The sequence below is a fragment of the Kitasatospora sp. NBC_00374 genome, assembly GCF_041434935.1.
Lineage (GTDB): Bacteria > Actinomycetota > Actinomycetes > Streptomycetales > Streptomycetaceae > Kitasatospora.
Map to the genome: position 1 here is coordinate 181292 of NZ_CP107965.1, position 14725 is coordinate 196016.

Genomic DNA, 14725 nt, shown 5'->3' on the forward strand with positions numbered 1-14725 from the left:
TGCCTCCTTGCGCGAGCGGTTCGAGCCGGACCGGGGCCAACCGGTTCGACATGAAGAATAATACCACGGATTAGCAATCAATGTGGCGACGGGCAGTGCACTCACATCGGACGGAGCCGGGCCGGCCGACGCTTCGGACTGCGTATCAGGGGGTGATCATCGGAAGCAGGCGCCGGGGCGGGGCGGACACCGACAGCTCCGGGAGCCGCCGCGGCTCCTGCTCCAGAGCCGACTGCAGCCCCGCCATCATCCGCGCGAAGTCCTTCCCCTCGTCCTCGATCACGATGCCGGGAACCGGAGCGCCGGGCCGCTTCGACAGGGCGATCAGGTCGGCCATGCTGACGTCCGGCCGGAAACTGTCCCCGCGGACCTCCTCGACCAGGGCGATCGCCTCCGCGATCCGCGGCCGGCGCAGCACCCCCAGCAGGCTGTCGCGCCGGCTGGCCAGGAAGCAGCTGGAGCACGAACAGCGGCTCGACCCCAGCCAGTCACCGGCGCCCGGCTCGGAGTCGTAGCACCAGTGCCACGCGTAGCCGCGGTCCGCGTGAAGCCGGCGAACCTCCTCCTTCGTCCAATCCTTCGCCGGCAGCCACTCGTCCACGTGCCGCGACCCGTTGGACTTCACGCAGCGGTAGGCCGGACGCCGGGCCCGGTCCGTCGACTCCTCGCCCCGCAGCCCGAGCACCTTCAGAATCCGCACCGGCTGGCCCAGCAGCGGACGCAGGCGCCGGACCTCCGGCGTGTGCGACGCCTCCTCCAGCTGCTCCTTGAAGCCCTTGGTGCAGTAGCGGGTGCCGAGCCGCATGAACCGGCCGTACAGCGCGGTGTAGGTCAGCAGGTCGTAGGGCTCTTGCCCTCCCGAGCCGTCGTCGCGGGTCTTGGTGCGCTCCATGTGGCGCGAGCTCGGAACACCGGACTCCCGGCTTTGCTGGGCGGCGAGTTCGGCGACGCTGGCGTAGCGGTGGCCGCCGAAGTTGACGGCCGGCCACTCCATCGGCCCCAGAGAGGCGTGGAAGGTCCAGACGCGGTCGGCGACTCCGGCCGCCCCGGCGGCCTCCATGAGGACGTGCTGCATGGCGCGCGAGTCCGCGCCGCCGGACAGGTTGCCGCAGATGATGTCGTACTGGGTGAGATCCGGAGCCAGGCCGGGCGTGATCGTGGTGCTGGTCATCAGCTTCCTCGGGGTTGGTGTCCTGCGGAGCGGCGGGAGCGGGACGGCCGGGGGGTGTGCCGGCGGCTCCGGCCGCACGAAAGCCGGACCGAGCGGGCCGGGCGCTCATCGCGCCCGGCCGCGCCCTGTCTGGGTGGGGTCAGCCTTCGGGGCGGGTGCCCCGAGCCTGGGCCGGGATCCAGGGCGTGCTGCCCGGCAGGGGGAGGGGCGGGCGCTGGCCCGGGAGCTCGGTGTGCGAGATCACGGGGTCGTTGTCGTCGCCCTCGAAGTCCTGCGGCTGCTCGGTCATGGGGTGCCCCTTTGCGCGTTGCGGTTCGAATGCCATCGGAGAGCCACCCGCGATGACATGAGAATAAATACCCAGAAAAGAGCATTTCAAACACTCTGCGCGCCCCAGGAGAACCCCGTGGGCACCGGCGGGCGGCAGAGCGGGACTGGACGATCGGGCCCAAGGGGCCACGGCCGGTGCGCTAGAGTGGTTGCACCTGCTTCGGCGAGCGTGGCCTTGGTCATCCTCTGTGGAGCGGTTCGATTGGAACGGCGCTGGGTTAGCCCCCTCCCGTAAGGGACCCGCAAGGGCAGCGCCGTTCTGCGTTCCCCGAGCACACCACCGCCGGCCGCCGCAGAGGCGAGGGGCGGAGCTGTGCCGCTCCGCCCCCGGCCCGCCCTACGCCTCCTCGGGCTCCGACTCCTCCACCTGGCTGCCCTCCAGGCTCTCCGCCTCCTCGGCTCCCTCCACGTCCGTCCCACCGCCGCCGGGGGCGCTCACCGGAACGTCGGGCTGGTCCTGCTCCGCCGGGTCGTCCTCGACCTGGCCCGCGCCGTCCCGCTGCTCCGGCTCCTCCGTGCGGGGCTGCTTGGGCTTGCGCGCCGTGGCCGCCTTGGCCTCGGCCTTCTCCTTCTTCTCGACGGCGGCCACCATCTCCTTCTCGATCGCGGAGAGGGCGTACCCCTGGGCCTGGAGGAAGCGGAGCCAGTCGGCAGTCCAGCCGTCCGCGACCGCCCAGTGCTTCTTGCGGCTCATGTGGAGTTCGAAGCCCATGGCGACCTGGGCGAACACGGCATTGAAGTTGCGCCGGTTACGGCGCAGGCGGGCGTTCAGGGCGTTGAAGAAGCCTCGGGCCCGCTTGGAGGAAGGCGCGCATGGCTCGTCGAAGAGCGCGGCCAGCAGCTCGGCGTTGCCCGGGGAGACCGCGTCCGCGTACCAGAGCGGCATCTCGGTGACCACCTGCATGGCCAGAACAACGGCCGCGTCGGAGAGCTTGGCCTGGACGAGCTGCTTGACGAACTTCCCCCGAACGACGCGGGCGTTCTCCTCGTCCTTGTTCTTCCTCGCCACCTCTGCGGGCCCCGGACCCTCCGGCTTCGAGCTGCGCGCCAGGTCGGCCCGCTTGTGCCCGTTCGTCCTCCAGTCGGCGCAGCCGAAGACCAGCTCGCCGGACCAGTGGAAGGCGAACGCCTTGCCGGGGCACTCCGCGCTGTGCTTTTCGGGGTCGATCGGCTTGCCGTCCGGGCCCAGCAGGTCGGAGAGCATCCGGTCCTGCGACCCCGGCTCGTACCAGGAGCGGTACCGCACCTCCTTCAGGCCCTTGCTCGTCCACTCCGCGCGGAGCGCGTTCTGTGCGGCGATCTCCTCCTTCTCCTTCAGGAGTCGCTGCATGGCGTGCTTCCAGTTGCCCTTGTCCGTTGAGCCGGACTTGGCGTCCTCCTTGCGGGCGCGCTTCAGCTCGTTCATCGCGTCCGGCACGTCCGCGACCTCCGCGAGGGCGATCTGCTCCTCCAGGTCGAACTCGTACTGGGCGGCCTGCTTCCTGACCTCACTGGGAAGGGAGGTGGCGCGGTGCGCGCCCTTGATCTGCTCCACCGTCAGACCGGCGGTCGTCGCCGCCTTCTTCAGCTCACGCTCCGACAGGCCGAGCAGGTCGAGCTGTTCGGCGGCGCGGGCCACGTCAGAGGAGGTCATCGCCTTGCGGAGAACGTTCTCCTGGAGCGACTTGGCGATGGCGGTCGCGATCTTCTCCGGGGTCTGGTCCTCCAGGTCATCACGAATCCAGCAGGGGACGGCGACGATGTCGTCCTCACGGCCCTCGTCGATGCACTTCTTGGCGGCGGCCTGGGCGCTGAGCATGCGGAGCTGGCCGGTCAGGACGCCGTAGGTGCCGTCCCCGCGCGGGCGCACGAGCAGGGACACTCCGACTCCGTCGGCCTCCACCGAGTCCAGCATTGCCTGGTCCGGCTCGGCATCCTCGGTGCGGACGTTGTACTCGTCCAGTACGAGGATTCGCGGGTCCAGGTACTGGTGATGGCCCATGCTGCGGAATCGCAGGCCGTTGGCCGTGCGGGTCTCGGGGAGGGGCGCGTTTGCGATGGTTGTCATGGGTGTTGTCCTTACGTGCGGTTCGAATGCCATCCGGTAGCCATCCGGTCTGACAAGAGAAAGACTACCATAAATACCGCATCGATGGGGCGGATCAGCGCCTCCCCGGATCCGGCATCGGTCAGCCCAGCACCATCTGCACGTCGCCGTCCCGGCCCCGCCGCACCCGCCAGGGCCCTGGGCAGGCGGGTGCGGCGGGCCGGCGGCCCCGGGCGGTGCCGCCGAGGCCACGATCTACCCGAGCAACTTCGGCGCGAGCACGCGCACCGCCTCGGTGACGGCGTCGGCCAGGTGATCGGGAACCAGCGTGACGCCGGCCAGGATCTCCAACTGCTCACCCGGCTCGGCCGAGTCCAGTCGCTCCAGAACAGCAAGATCCCCGGTGTCGTCGCACGCCCAGTTCCGGGCCTCCTCGACAAGGGCGGCGATCAGCCCGAGGGCCGCGTTCAGGCGGTGGTCCTGGCCGAAGTTGTGCACCGTCAGCCACTCCCGCTCACCGGGCAGTCGACTCAGAAGCACTCCCCGCAGGCGCTCGGCCTCCCGCTCGGCCCGCTGCGAGTCATCCGCGAACAACTCCAATCCGCCGGACTCGCTGGAGACCGCCCAGGCTTCCACCCCGGCGCGTTCGGATGGCTCGTAGTACACCGTGTCGTCCTGCACGTCGACCCGCAGCGGCACCGTGCCGCGCCCGGCCGGCCGTTCCACCAGGGCGCGGTGGGTGGTGTCCAGGTCGACGCTGACCCGCAGCTGGCCCAGCTCGTCGACATAGGTGAACACCATCACCCCCGCGACGGTCACGGCAGGGAGGGTCCCGGGTTCGTCCCGCCGTGCGGGCCGGAAGCGGGCGGAGCGGTGGAACTTGCGGCGGAGGCGTTCGGAGACGGGCATGTGTGCTCTCCCTGCCGGGTCAGAAGCGGTTGATGTGGAAGCCGGGCGAGGGCCGCAGGGTGACGACCAGTTCGGCGTCCTGCGGGGGGTCCTGGTGCTCGCTGGCCTCGGCCAGGTAGGCGCGGACCATCTCGGTCGCCAGGCTCTCGCCCAGCTCGCGGCGCCCGAAGTCGGCGACGCGGCGGCTTTGGTCGGCGAAGGTGATCTCAACGCCGTTCGGGGACCAGGCGGTGGTGCTGTCGTAGTCGTCGTAGGAGCTGGCGGTGCGCAGCTCGACGGGGGCCGGCCAGCCGCGCTCGGCGCACACCATGGTCAGCTCGTGGGCGATCGCCAGGACTGCGCGGCGGTGCAGCTCGGAATGCGCGTCCTCGATCACCAGCTCCAGGGCGATGTCCGTCATCTGGTGGAGGCTGCTGGTGCCCGGCCGGGTGCCGCTGTGGCGCAGCAGGCGCTTCCATATGCCGGACCACGGCCGGGCGGCGCGCTGGCGGCGGACCTGTGCTTCACCCGGCACGTCCACCTCGATCCCGCGAAGCCGGCCGTCGGTCGAGCGGAGGGAGGGGTCGGCCTCCTCGGCGTTGATGCCGATGTAGACGGTGCCGTCCTCCTGGATCTGGACGCCGACTCGGAGGCCGGCGGCCGCCAGGACGGGGATGCTCTCGGGGCAGTCGGGGTCGGAGGGCAGGAGGTAGGCCCCGGTGTGAAGCGAGGTGACCTGGCGTGGGGTGAGGGGGTGGCTCATGGAACCCGTTCGTTTCAGGTGTGGTGCTGCGGAAGGCCGGCGGCGGCGTGTGAGTGCGTCGCCGGGCGGGCCTGTGGCCGGGTGCACCAGGACCTGGTTGCACCCGACCACAGGCGTGGGAAGACCTGGCGGTCAGTCGGAGATGCTGAGGCAGACCAGGGGGATTCCGGTCAGCAGGAAGTTCTTGCTGTCGGCGGGGACCCTGATGGTGGTCTGCCGTGCCCGGCGCAGCTGGTTGGTCGACGCCTCGTCGAGCGTCACGTCGGCGAACTTGCCCCGGATCGTCGCGACGGCGCCGGTGAGGCCGACCAGGAACTTGCGGTCGAGGTTCTTGGTCGTCACCGTGCTGCCCACGGTGACGGCGGCGGCGCTGATCTTGCCCAGAGTCCGGTGCCGGTCCCGCACCGCGTCGATCACGCGGTCGAGGTCCGTCTCGGTGGCCGTGGTGAGGATAAAGTCGGTTGCGTCGGCGAGCGACACGGTGCCTCCAGTTGAGCTGCGGTGATGCGGTCCGATGTCAGTCCGAAGCCATTCGGACTGACAAGAGAAATACTACCATGAATAACGCATAGCCGGGGGATTGGTGGTCCGCCCTATGCGCTGGACGGGGCGTGTCCGGCTGACTTGGCGCGTGGTGGTCCGGGATGCGCCGGCGTCGGGTGGGGTGGATGGGCGGCGGCGCGGCGGCTGCCCCGGACGGTGTTGTCCGGGGCAGCCGGGCGGTTCAGTCCTCCGACTCCGGTGCGCCCGTCAGGGCGCCTAGCTGCTCCAGTACCCACTGGCCGAGCGGCGTTTCGGCGTCGGCGGACGGGAGCTGGTCATGCTCCCCGAACGGGCAAGGCGCTGCGTGGATCGAGAGGATGTCCGCGAGCTCGCTGCGGCCGAGCGTCTGGGGGAGGCTGCGGCCGCCCCTGGCCTCGTCCCGGAAGTGGCACACCAGCGCTGCGGCGATCTCCTCGCGGTCGAGCTGGAACGACGACGTCACCGTCGCGGTGACCTGGCCGTCGGCGTGGCTGCGCAGCCGCGCCCGCGTCTGCACCTGTCCGGGGGCGAGCACTTCACGGCGGTCCAGCTCGGTGATGCCCGTCTGGGCGGCGGCGAGCCTGCGGCAGACCTGGATCGCCGCGACGGCGGACGCGACCTCGTGCTGGAACGCCTCCGGCTTGCGGTCGATGCCCAGGTCGGGCGACTCGTACAGCAGGACCCCCTCGTGCTCGTAGTGGGGGTAGAAGTAGACCGCGATGCCGCTGTACTCGGAGAGCGGTTCGATCACGTGGGCGTTGACGTCGGTGATGCAGATCTCGGTGGTGCCGAGCGGCACCTTGAGGGCGGTGTACCCGCCGCCGGTGTGCCAGAAGTCGTTGGGGATGCTGTGCTCGGCGAGGACGGTCTCCAGCGCCTCGTAGAGCTTGGGTTCGGGCGTGAGCGTGGTGCAGGTCAAGGGTGTGCTTCGCCTTCGGTAGTGCGGTGTTGGGGTGGTGCGCGGGCTGGCGGCGGTGCGCCGCCAGCCCGGTGGCGGTCAGCGGTGGCGGGCCAGGAAGGCGTGGGCAGCGGCGACCACGTCGCCCCCGAACCCGACCTGGAGCCGGGCAAGGGCCTGCGGCCCGAATCGCTCGGCGAGATCGCAGGAGACGGTGATGATGTAGTCGCCCGTGCGGGGGGTGTCGTGTTCCTCGAACACGCGGCCGTGGGCGAAGGCGTGGATGATGTCGATCCCCGACTCCCAGCCGTCCCCGTCCATCAGCCCGTGCTCGGCGGTGAAGTCCGGGTAGAGCCGGGCCAGGTCCTGCGGCGTCGCGTCGGCACCCGCCCGCCCCTCGACCAGGGCGGTGGCGTACCGGTGAGCGGTGGTGTCGAAGACCCACATCCAGCAGTTGGTCTCCTCGCCGACCAGCCGCTCCCAGGTGGGTGTGGGGATCGGACCGGGGATGGCGTACCGCTCGCGCAGCCACCGCCGCAGCAGGGTCACGGTGCGGTGGTGGCGCAGGAGACGGGGCCGGAGCCGCACCTTCCACACGCCGCTGTCCACCTCCTCGCCGTGGGAGTCCAGAAGCATCCACAGCACCGCGTGGTCCGGGTACTCGGGGCGCAGGTAGAGGCGGTGGTAGCGGCCGTCGACGGACAGCTCGATCTCCGCGCTGTAGCCGTCGCCGAGGTGCTCGGCGCGGGCGGGGACGCCGGCCCGGCCGAGGGCCTTCGCGAGGGCGTGGGTAGGTGAGAGGGGTGTGGTCACGGGAAGTCCTTGTCGGGTCAGCGGTTCGAGTGCCTTCCGGGAGCCACCCGGCCTGACAGAGAAAAGACTACCACGAATTTGGCATCAATTGGGGAGTGTGAGCCCTCCTCCGGGACGCCGCCCGCCGCCGTCCTCCGGGCGGCCGGGGCCGGAGCGACTGTCCGGACCGACGCCGGGTTCCCGGAGCAGCTGGGGGGCGAGCACCCGGGCGGCCGAGACGACCGCGGCGAGCAGGTGACTGGGGACGAGCGTGCTGGAAGACAGGATCTCCAGGGCCGCACCGGGCCCCGCCTCGTCCAGGAGTCCCAGCGTGGCGTAGTCGGCGTCGTCGCACGCCCACTCCCCGGCCTCCTCGATCAGGGCGCCGATCAGCTCCACGGCGGCGTCGGCCCCAGCAGGCCCAGGGGGCCCGGGAGGCGCGGTTGTGTTCACGGCGGGGGTGTTCCTCTCGGGGATCACAGGGGGAGCCGGCCTTCGAACAGGCTCAGCTGCTCGTCCTCGTCGGGTGCCGGTTCCTGGTGCTGCAGAGCGTGGGCCAGGGCCTCCTCCTCGGTGTCGAACATGTACCGGCTCAGACACTTCTCCAGCTCGCCGTACAGGCCCGCCCGGCGGCCCATCACGCGAAAGCGCCGCTCGATGTCCAGGAGGTTGCGCGTCGCCTCGTACATCCGGGTGTCGTCCCCGCAGACCTCGGCCAGGATGTCCAGGGAGTCCTTCGGGATCGCGAAGGCTTCGTCGAAGCTGCGCATCCCCGGCCACGGCGCGCCGGTGCTCTCCTCCCAGATCTGCGGGACCAGGTCCTCGATCTCGTGCTTGTCGAGCACCCAGATCCGGCGGATCTCCTCCAGCTCCGCCTGGGTGATGAGCTCGATCTCCCGGAACTCCTGCGGGGCCCGCTCACGGGCCGCCTGCTGGACCGTCAGCAGCTGACGCAGCCAGTCGGCGCGGGCCTGCTGGGTGTACAGGCCATGGACCAGGCGGCCGTGGTGGACGTGCAGCCGGCCGCTGGCGCGGGTGAACTCGCGCAGGTCCCGGTCGTCCTCGACGTCCAGGGCGTCGCGCAGCGACAGCAGCGGCCGCATCCAGTCATGGTCCTCGTTGTTGCTGATCATCGCCGTCATCGACTTGTCCGCGGTCACCATCGTGCAGGTCCAGCACCCGAACCGGCTGTCCCCGCAGGAAGGCGTCGTCGTGTCGACCACCAGCGGGCACTCGGCGTCCGGGGAAGCCCCCTGGTACAGGGCCAGCAGCTCCTTCGCGTCCCGACCCCACGGCAGCCGGGAGTGCAGCATCAGGGACACCCACACATCGTCGTTCGTCAGATCCTCGATCGGCGTGTAGACGAGCGAGTTCGGCAGCGAGCCGTTCGGCGACAGCTTGTCCCGCACCCGGCCCCGCTCGTGCCGGGCCATCGTGCGCGCCCTGGCCTGCGACTCCGCCTTGCGCGTGCCGAGAAGCAGGATCACCTGCCCGTGCCGGGAGACCACGTCGCGGATGAACTTCCCCGACGGCTTGATCTTCATCCGCTCGGTGCACCAGCGGAACTTCGGCCTCGGCGCCGCGTACCCGCGGCCGATCAGGCACACCCAGAACGAGTCCTTCACCTCCGGCGTCAACCGGTGCACCTCGAACGGGAGGTCCTGCTCTGCGGCGGCCGACCGCAGCGCCTCCAGATGCCCGCCGACCCAGGCCGAGACGACCGGGTTCTCGACCAGGGTGTCGGTACTGATGACGTAGACCTTCTTGCGCCGCTGCTCCGCCGGAAGGCCGGCCACGGCCAGCCAGGCGAGCAGCAGGACCAGGGTGGAGTCCTTGCCGCCGGAGTAGCCGATGACCCACGGCACGTCGTCCTCGGTGTAGAGCGCGCGGATCTCCTGGAGCAGTCGGTCGATGGCCTCGTGGGCGTTGAGGTCACCGAACCACGACTTGCGGCGGGTGGGGCCCAGCCCCGGAATGACGACTTGGTTCACCGTGAACTCCTCAGGGGGTGCCGGCGCGGCCGGAGTGGCGGGCCGGCAGCGAAGTGCTGCGGGGGTGGCGCCCGGGCCGAGTGGCCCGGGCAAAAAGGACGGCTGCGTTGGCGTGGCTCCGTCGGCCCGTCAGTCGGCGGTGCTGGGTGCCGCGATGCGCTCGATGTGGGCGAAGACCACGGTGTCGTCGCTGTCGTGGTCGAAGCCGAGCTCGCCGGTGTGGTGGGTGAAGCGGTAGGTGCCCGGGGGGACGTCCACGATGGTCGTTGACCAGCCGAGCGAGTCCAGGTCGCCGCCGCGCCGCTTGAAGTCCTCCAGGTCGGCGATCGAGTAGGCCCACAGATCGGTGACGATGCTGGCCAGGCAGTCCTCCTCCGGGAGGGAGGGGCTGTCGTCCTCGTCGTATCGGGGGCTGGCGATGACGTAGGCGTCCGCCCCGGTGCGGTACAGGCCCGGGCAGGAGTTGCCGACGGGGCCGTACGCGCAGCCGATCGCTGCCATCGCCTCGATCACCTGCGCCTGGCCGCGCGCCGAGTTGTAGCTCGCGAAGGCGTCGGTGTCGCACGTGTAGGCCGAGCCCAGGTGGTCCCTGACGATCAGTTTCCCGGAGGGCGCCTCCAGGGTGACCGTGGTGGTGATCCCCTCCGGGTACGGGCAGGGGCCCTGCGCCCGCACGGTGTCGCCGGTGACCGTCAGCTTCGGGGTCTCGCCGCACTGGACGCAGGTGGAGTAGGTGCCGGAGAAGTGGGGGGCCAGGTCACCGAACTCCCCGAACCGGTAGACCGTCACCGTGCTGTCGTCCTCGGACGTGATGATGTGGCCGTTGCTGTCGAGGGGGAGCGTGTCGATGCTCACGGGGGGTCACTTCCTTGGCGTCGGGACTGTGCGGAGGAGGGGCGGAGCGCCGCCCGGCCCGCTACGCACCTCCGGGGAGGCATGCAGCGATCCGGGCGGTCGGTCAGGCTGCCGCCGGGGCGGTGGCCAGCAGCCGCAGCGCCCGTTCGGCTGCGGGCACGGTGAGTTGGGCCAGGTCGATGTCGGCCACGCCATGCGCGTACAGCTTGATCTTGTGGTCGGGTCCGCCCGACGGGTTCGGGAAGGAGACGGGGAGGTGCAAGCCGGGGCCCAGGGTGCTGGTGTCGAGATCCGTCAGCTCGGCGACTTCGGCTCCCGCCCAGTAGGCGGTAGTCCCCGTCTCCATGACGGCTCGGGCGAGGCGGTCGGCACTCACCGTCGGCAGGCCCAGCGCCGCGATGCCGACGTGCGTCGGGCAGGAGACCAGGGCGACCACCTGACCGCCGCCGAGCGGCCCGGCCACAGCCACGCTGCCGGAGGCCAACTGCTGCCAGCCGTCTCGCAGGCGGAGCGACGGCGCCGCCTCCATCAGTGCGCTCGCCGCGCGGCCGATCGCCTCACGCGTGGCCGACTGCCAGCTTTCGAGTGCCGAGGTCCTGTCCATGGTTTCTCCCTGGGGATGAGTCGCGGTTCGACATCAGTTCGGTAGCCGCCCGTTCTGACAAGAGAAATACTACCACAGATAAAACATCTACGGTGCTTGGTGCGGCCCTTGCCAGCGCCGGGGCGGCGGGTAGGACATCGGCGCCAGAGTGATGTGTGTCCGATGCCGGCCGATGGACCTCGCGTACAGGTGGTTGCCGCCGTGATCCAAACGCCCGGCCCCGACGGTCTCCAACGCCTCCTCCAGCCACCGTCCGCCGGGCTCGCCCTCACGCCGCGGCCGCGCCCCGAACGCCTGGAGCCGACGCTCCACCCCTTGATGCCCGCTCTCGTCCCGGCGCACCTTCATCGCGGCCCGGTCCGTCAGCACAGTCCCGTCCGGCAGGAGCACCAACCGCCGCGGCCGGCTCCGGCCCAGGTACGCGAAGTCCTGCGCCTGGTAGACGTGTCCGACGTGTCCGGGCGTGACCACTTCCAGGCCCTGCGGCGTTGCCCTGGTGCGCGGATGCGGATCCGAGTAGGCCACCACCCCCCGAACACCCCGCCGGGCCGCGAGCGCGAAACTGGCCGCACACAGCCACGACTCCCCGTTGCTGGGCACCTCGTCCAGCAACACCAGCCGGCTCAGCTCCACCGACTCGCGGTAGGGCTCCTTCTGCGCACCGGGCGCGGTCACCGTCGCAGGTCACATCGCGCGCAACCTGTGAGTTGATGCATTGATGGACTGGGAGGTCTCCGCCAGAGCTCCGATCTCGGGATTGGCCCTCGGCGTGCGCGAATCCGCCCACCAACAGAGTGGCCAGCACTAGCGTGACGGCATGACATCAGAGATCGACATCAAGGGTGCGGTACGTGCTTGGCTCCAACAGGTCGGCACGATAGCGCCCGAGTCCCGGCGATCGTTCATCTGGGACAGGTTCCCGACGCAGCCCTCCTGGCGCGTAGTTCGTCAAGCGGTCGCCCGCGCAGCGCCCGCCACCGCACGACCCGACCTCTACATGACGCGGAACCCGGACCGGCTTCACGACCGCGTCCTGCTCGACATCACCGGGCTCGCTGCGTTCGCACAGAGGACCGCCCCTGACGACCTCCGAACCCAGGACATCGTCGCCCGAGAGTTTGAACAGTTCTGCCTTGCTCCCGCTCCCGTCTCCGAGGACTGGGTCCTCTTGGAGGCGAGTTTCCCTCGGGGCACCCGAATCCCCATAGGGGACTACGTCCTGCAAACCTTCACCGAATCGGAGCTGCGGCAACTGCAGGCGCTGCCCAGCGTCGACGACCTGCCCTTCCACTCGTCCTTCCCGGCTGATGTCTTGGCGGGAGCCGCGTTCCTGCGCCGCCCCGATGCGGAGCGCAAGCCTCTCAAAGGGGCGCGGCTCTCCCTGGCTATGCGGTCCCGGCCTGAACTGCTGCACTGGCAGCCCCTGCTGATCTTGATGCTTTGGTCCAGTGAGCTGACCAGAATGCAGGCCAGCTACGAGGTGGAACCAGGCCGACGAGTCAGCCTTGACCATGGCGCACCAGGCATCGAAACACACGCCGCCGCAACCGACGATGACGTGATGATCGAGTACGAGGTCCACGAAGAGGGCTTCTACGAGGTCGTCCTAGAGGACCAGGAGCGCTTCGCCGCGTTCTGCGACTGGGCCGATAACCGGATACGCAAGGTGCAGACCAAAGGCGGGAAGCGGTCCCGCCGCCTGAGCCGATCCGCCCAGCACCTCGTCCGGGCGATGCACCGGACCTATACAGGGGAGTACGTGCCCGAGGAGGAGATCGAGGAAGTCCTGCTCCATTACGTCATCGCCATCGAGGCCCTGATGGCTGACGAAGACAACCTCGACCTCAGCCGGAAGGTGCAGATCCGGGCCGCGACCCTATGGCGCACGGACAGGACCCGCCAGGTGGTAGCGGACACACTGAAGAAGGCCTACAACGCGCGCTCCAAGTACGTCCACGGCGACGAGATCGGCGAGAAGCCCAAAGACAAAGTGGACCTGACGGTCCTGCGGCACGTGGCGTTCCAGAGCCTGCTGCGCTGGTTGATCATCGCCACGAGCGAGGACAACATCGTGGACGTCCCCAAGGTCCTGGACGGCGCGACCCTGTCCGACGCCATCAGGCACAACAACGTGATCAAGCCGATCGACGCCTTCTACGCGTCGACACCGCCAGCCTGGAGGCCAACCGACACACCCGACGCGGAGACCGAGGGGGAGACCCTGAGCCTGACGGAACGCCGCCCTCGGCCGCGCCCGAGCCTCTCTTCAGGGTGGGGACCCTCCGCAGCTGAGAGCTAGCCTTCATTTTCGGATCTTGTCGGATCAGCGCCCGGCAAGATCCGAAACAGCAGGCCTGTCACCTTCACGGTCCCCGCGGGCTATCAGAAGACGCTCGCCGAGGTCCGCAGGCTGGGTGAAGTCCCCGCGAGGAAACCCCTCGATCCAGATGGGCCGGTGCTCGTCGACGCTGGCGTAGTACTGGTTGCGCCAGTGACCGCGGACCCAGTGGCCGGCGGGCGTGCGACCCTCCGCGACGGCGCGGGCTGCGGAGAGTTCGTGGGCGGCGGCCTCGGGGCGGCGCAGTGCGATGCGCCGGAAGCTCTCTTGACGGATTCCCGCGCTGCGTGCGATGGCGCGGACCGACTGGTGGATCGTCGGGGAGTCCTCGCAGGTCAGGGGCTGCTTGGCGAGCGCCGACAGAGCCCGCAGGATGGAGACGCTGTGCGTACCCGCGTCCGCTGGCTTGTCCCACGGCACGAAGTAGGCGAGGTGGGGGAAGAGCGGTGCGAGCTGGACCGTGACGCCGTTGATCTCGTACGCCCCAGGTGGCTGGCGAATCCAGGTGAAGGCGTTCATGCCTCCGTCCGCGCACGCCCAGGTGATGGCGCTGACCGGTGGTTGGTCCGGGAGCGAGCGCGCGAAGGCGGTCGACGGGACGGGCTTGGCGAAGAACAAGAAGCCCATGGGGACGATGAACTCGTCGCTCCGAACACGCTGTTGCGGGAAGGTCTGGGCAGCGGCTGTCACCATGTCGCACATCGGCGCGTCCGCATAGATGGTGTCGGCGTTCCGCCACGCCTCCAGGGGGTTCGACTCGTCCTCGGCGAGGAGCGCCATCCGTTCCTTGAGCGAGGCCGTCGGCCACTGCTCGGGCCAGAACAGCCTCCCGTAGTCGGGGAGCCCGTCGGCGGCCAAGTAGCGGTTCCAGTGATCGGAGCCGAACCACCCCGTCAGGGCCGCCTTGAGGCGGATCGCATCGGCCTGGGTCAGGCCCCGGGATGCCTGCGCGTGGAGACGGTCGCGGTGCCCGGCGGAGCCGCCTGCCGAGTCCGGGCGGGGCCCTCCTGCCCGGACGCTCTTCGCGTTGGACCGTCGGCGGGTCACGAGGCGCTGTCCGTATCGGACGCCTCGTCCGTCGAGGGCACGCGCCGTTCGCGGGCTGCGCGACCGAGGGTCTGCTCCACGTCCGCGACTTCGCCGGGGCCGTAAGCGGTGCGGATTCCGGAGACGGACATGCCGGAGGCGGCGGCCAGGTCGGAGAGCTTGTAGGGGCGGGGGCGAGTGAACTCCCGGCCGTAGGCGATCAGCCGGCGGATCTCGCCCTCGGCCTGCTCCTTGCGGTAGCGCGCGATGCCGATCGCGGACAGGAGCGGTTCGTTCTCCTCCCAGTCCGTGTCCGCGGCGGCCTCAAGGTTGTGGATCATCTCCTCCCGTTGAGCGTGGATGGAGTGGCACACGTCGTTGTAGATGTCCTCGGGCACATCCCCGGGCGTGGGCATCGGGTGGCAGATCGCGGCGATGTCGGTGAATACGCTCATGCCTTGCAGTATGCACCAGGAATTGCGATGGTCGCAATGGATTGCGATCCGTGCACTTCTCGTCTT

At 69.8% G+C, this 14725-nt stretch carries 16 protein-coding genes; 1 reads left to right on the forward strand and 15 read right to left on the reverse strand.

What is annotated here, in order from left to right; genetic code table 11:
* Positions 1 to 145 precede the first annotated feature (145 nt).
* From OG871_RS40330 to OG871_RS40390, 13 genes are all read right to left on the reverse strand, one after another.
* A complete protein-coding gene (locus tag OG871_RS40330; RefSeq protein ID WP_331727403.1) occupies positions 146 to 1171 on the reverse strand; it encodes a phosphoadenosine phosphosulfate reductase in 1026 nt (341 codons plus the stop codon).
* A gap of 139 nt (positions 1172 to 1310) precedes the next feature.
* Positions 1311 to 1460 (reverse strand): hypothetical protein, encoded by a 150-nt coding sequence (locus OG871_RS40335; RefSeq protein ID WP_331727404.1) that lies wholly within the window; start codon positions 1458 to 1460, stop codon positions 1311 to 1313.
* A 378-nt stretch (positions 1461 to 1838) separates the two neighbouring features.
* Positions 1839 to 3548: a hypothetical protein gene (locus tag OG871_RS40340; protein WP_331727406.1), complete on the reverse strand. Its 1710-nt coding sequence runs from the start codon at positions 3546 to 3548 to the stop codon at positions 1839 to 1841.
* Between the two features lie 234 nt (positions 3549 to 3782).
* Positions 3783 to 4436, reverse strand: a complete 654-nt coding sequence (locus OG871_RS40345) for a hypothetical protein (protein WP_331727407.1) — start codon at positions 4434 to 4436, stop codon at positions 3783 to 3785.
* A 19-nt stretch (positions 4437 to 4455) separates the two neighbouring features.
* Positions 4456 to 5178 (reverse strand): hypothetical protein, encoded by a 723-nt coding sequence (locus OG871_RS40350; protein ID WP_331727409.1) that lies wholly within the window; start codon positions 5176 to 5178, stop codon positions 4456 to 4458.
* Positions 5179 to 5310: 132 nt separating this feature from the next.
* A complete protein-coding gene (locus OG871_RS40355) occupies positions 5311 to 5658 on the reverse strand; it encodes a hypothetical protein (protein ID WP_331727410.1) in 348 nt (115 codons plus the stop codon).
* Between the two features lie 244 nt (positions 5659 to 5902).
* The gene (locus OG871_RS40360; protein ID WP_331727412.1) at positions 5903 to 6619 is read right to left on the reverse strand and encodes a hypothetical protein; all 717 of its coding nucleotides are present in this window, start codon (positions 6617 to 6619) and stop codon (positions 5903 to 5905) included.
* A 78-nt stretch (positions 6620 to 6697) separates the two neighbouring features.
* A complete protein-coding gene (locus tag OG871_RS40365) occupies positions 6698 to 7411 on the reverse strand; it encodes a hypothetical protein (RefSeq protein WP_331727414.1) in 714 nt (237 codons plus the stop codon).
* An 84-nt stretch (positions 7412 to 7495) separates the two neighbouring features.
* A complete protein-coding gene (locus tag OG871_RS40370; RefSeq protein ID WP_331727415.1) occupies positions 7496 to 7843 on the reverse strand; it encodes a hypothetical protein in 348 nt (115 codons plus the stop codon).
* Positions 7844 to 7866: 23 nt separating this feature from the next.
* Entirely contained in the window at positions 7867 to 9381 is a 1515-nt protein-coding gene (gene dndC, locus OG871_RS40375; RefSeq protein ID WP_371503563.1) for a DNA phosphorothioation system sulfurtransferase DndC, read from the reverse strand.
* 129 nt (positions 9382 to 9510) lie between these two features.
* A complete protein-coding gene (locus OG871_RS40380; protein WP_331727416.1) occupies positions 9511 to 10236 on the reverse strand; it encodes a hypothetical protein in 726 nt (241 codons plus the stop codon).
* A 103-nt stretch (positions 10237 to 10339) separates the two neighbouring features.
* Positions 10340 to 10840, reverse strand: coding sequence for a hypothetical protein (locus OG871_RS40385; RefSeq protein ID WP_331727418.1), 501 nt, complete (start codon positions 10838 to 10840; stop codon positions 10340 to 10342).
* An 87-nt stretch (positions 10841 to 10927) separates the two neighbouring features.
* Positions 10928 to 11515 (reverse strand): hypothetical protein, encoded by a 588-nt coding sequence (locus OG871_RS40390; RefSeq protein ID WP_331727419.1) that lies wholly within the window; start codon positions 11513 to 11515, stop codon positions 10928 to 10930.
* 142 nt (positions 11516 to 11657) lie between these two features.
* Here OG871_RS40390 and OG871_RS40395 point away from each other — a divergent pair, with 142 nt between their 5' ends.
* Entirely contained in the window at positions 11658 to 13139 is a 1482-nt protein-coding gene (locus tag OG871_RS40395) for a hypothetical protein (RefSeq protein ID WP_331727420.1), read from the forward strand.
* A 24-nt stretch (positions 13140 to 13163) separates the two neighbouring features.
* On the opposite strand, the gene OG871_RS40400 is transcribed toward OG871_RS40395, so the two are convergent.
* Complete coding sequence (locus OG871_RS40400; protein ID WP_371503566.1) at positions 13164 to 14036, reverse strand: hypothetical protein; 873 nt, start codon at positions 14034 to 14036, stop codon at positions 13164 to 13166.
* A gap of 185 nt (positions 14037 to 14221) precedes the next feature.
* Positions 14222 to 14659, reverse strand: coding sequence for a hypothetical protein (locus tag OG871_RS40405; protein WP_331727424.1), 438 nt, complete (start codon positions 14657 to 14659; stop codon positions 14222 to 14224).
* Between the last annotated feature and the right edge of the window lie 66 nt (positions 14660 to 14725).

Bases quoted from the DNA above. Each gene is read 5' to 3' on its own strand.
- OG871_RS40385 (WP_331727418.1), bottom strand. From the start codon at position 10,840: ATGGACAGGACCTCGGCACTCGAAAGCTGGCAGTCGGCCACGCGTGAG.
- OG871_RS40350 (WP_331727409.1), bottom strand. From the start codon at position 5,178: ATGAGCCACCCCCTCACCCCACGCCAGGTCACCTCGCTTCACACCGGG.
- OG871_RS40330 (WP_331727403.1), bottom strand. From the start codon at position 1,171: ATGACCAGCACCACGATCACGCCCGGCCTGGCTCCGGATCTCACCCAG.
- OG871_RS40335 (WP_331727404.1), bottom strand. From the start codon at position 1,460: ATGACCGAGCAGCCGCAGGACTTCGAGGGCGACGACAACGACCCCGTG.
- OG871_RS40345 (WP_331727407.1), bottom strand. From the start codon at position 4,436: ATGCCCGTCTCCGAACGCCTCCGCCGCAAGTTCCACCGCTCCGCCCGC.
- OG871_RS40405 (WP_331727424.1), bottom strand. From the start codon at position 14,659: ATGAGCGTATTCACCGACATCGCCGCGATCTGCCACCCGATGCCCACG.
- OG871_RS40395 (WP_331727420.1), top strand. From the start codon at position 11,658: ATGACATCAGAGATCGACATCAAGGGTGCGGTACGTGCTTGGCTCCAA.
- OG871_RS40340 (WP_331727406.1), bottom strand. From the start codon at position 3,548: ATGACAACCATCGCAAACGCGCCCCTCCCCGAGACCCGCACGGCCAAC.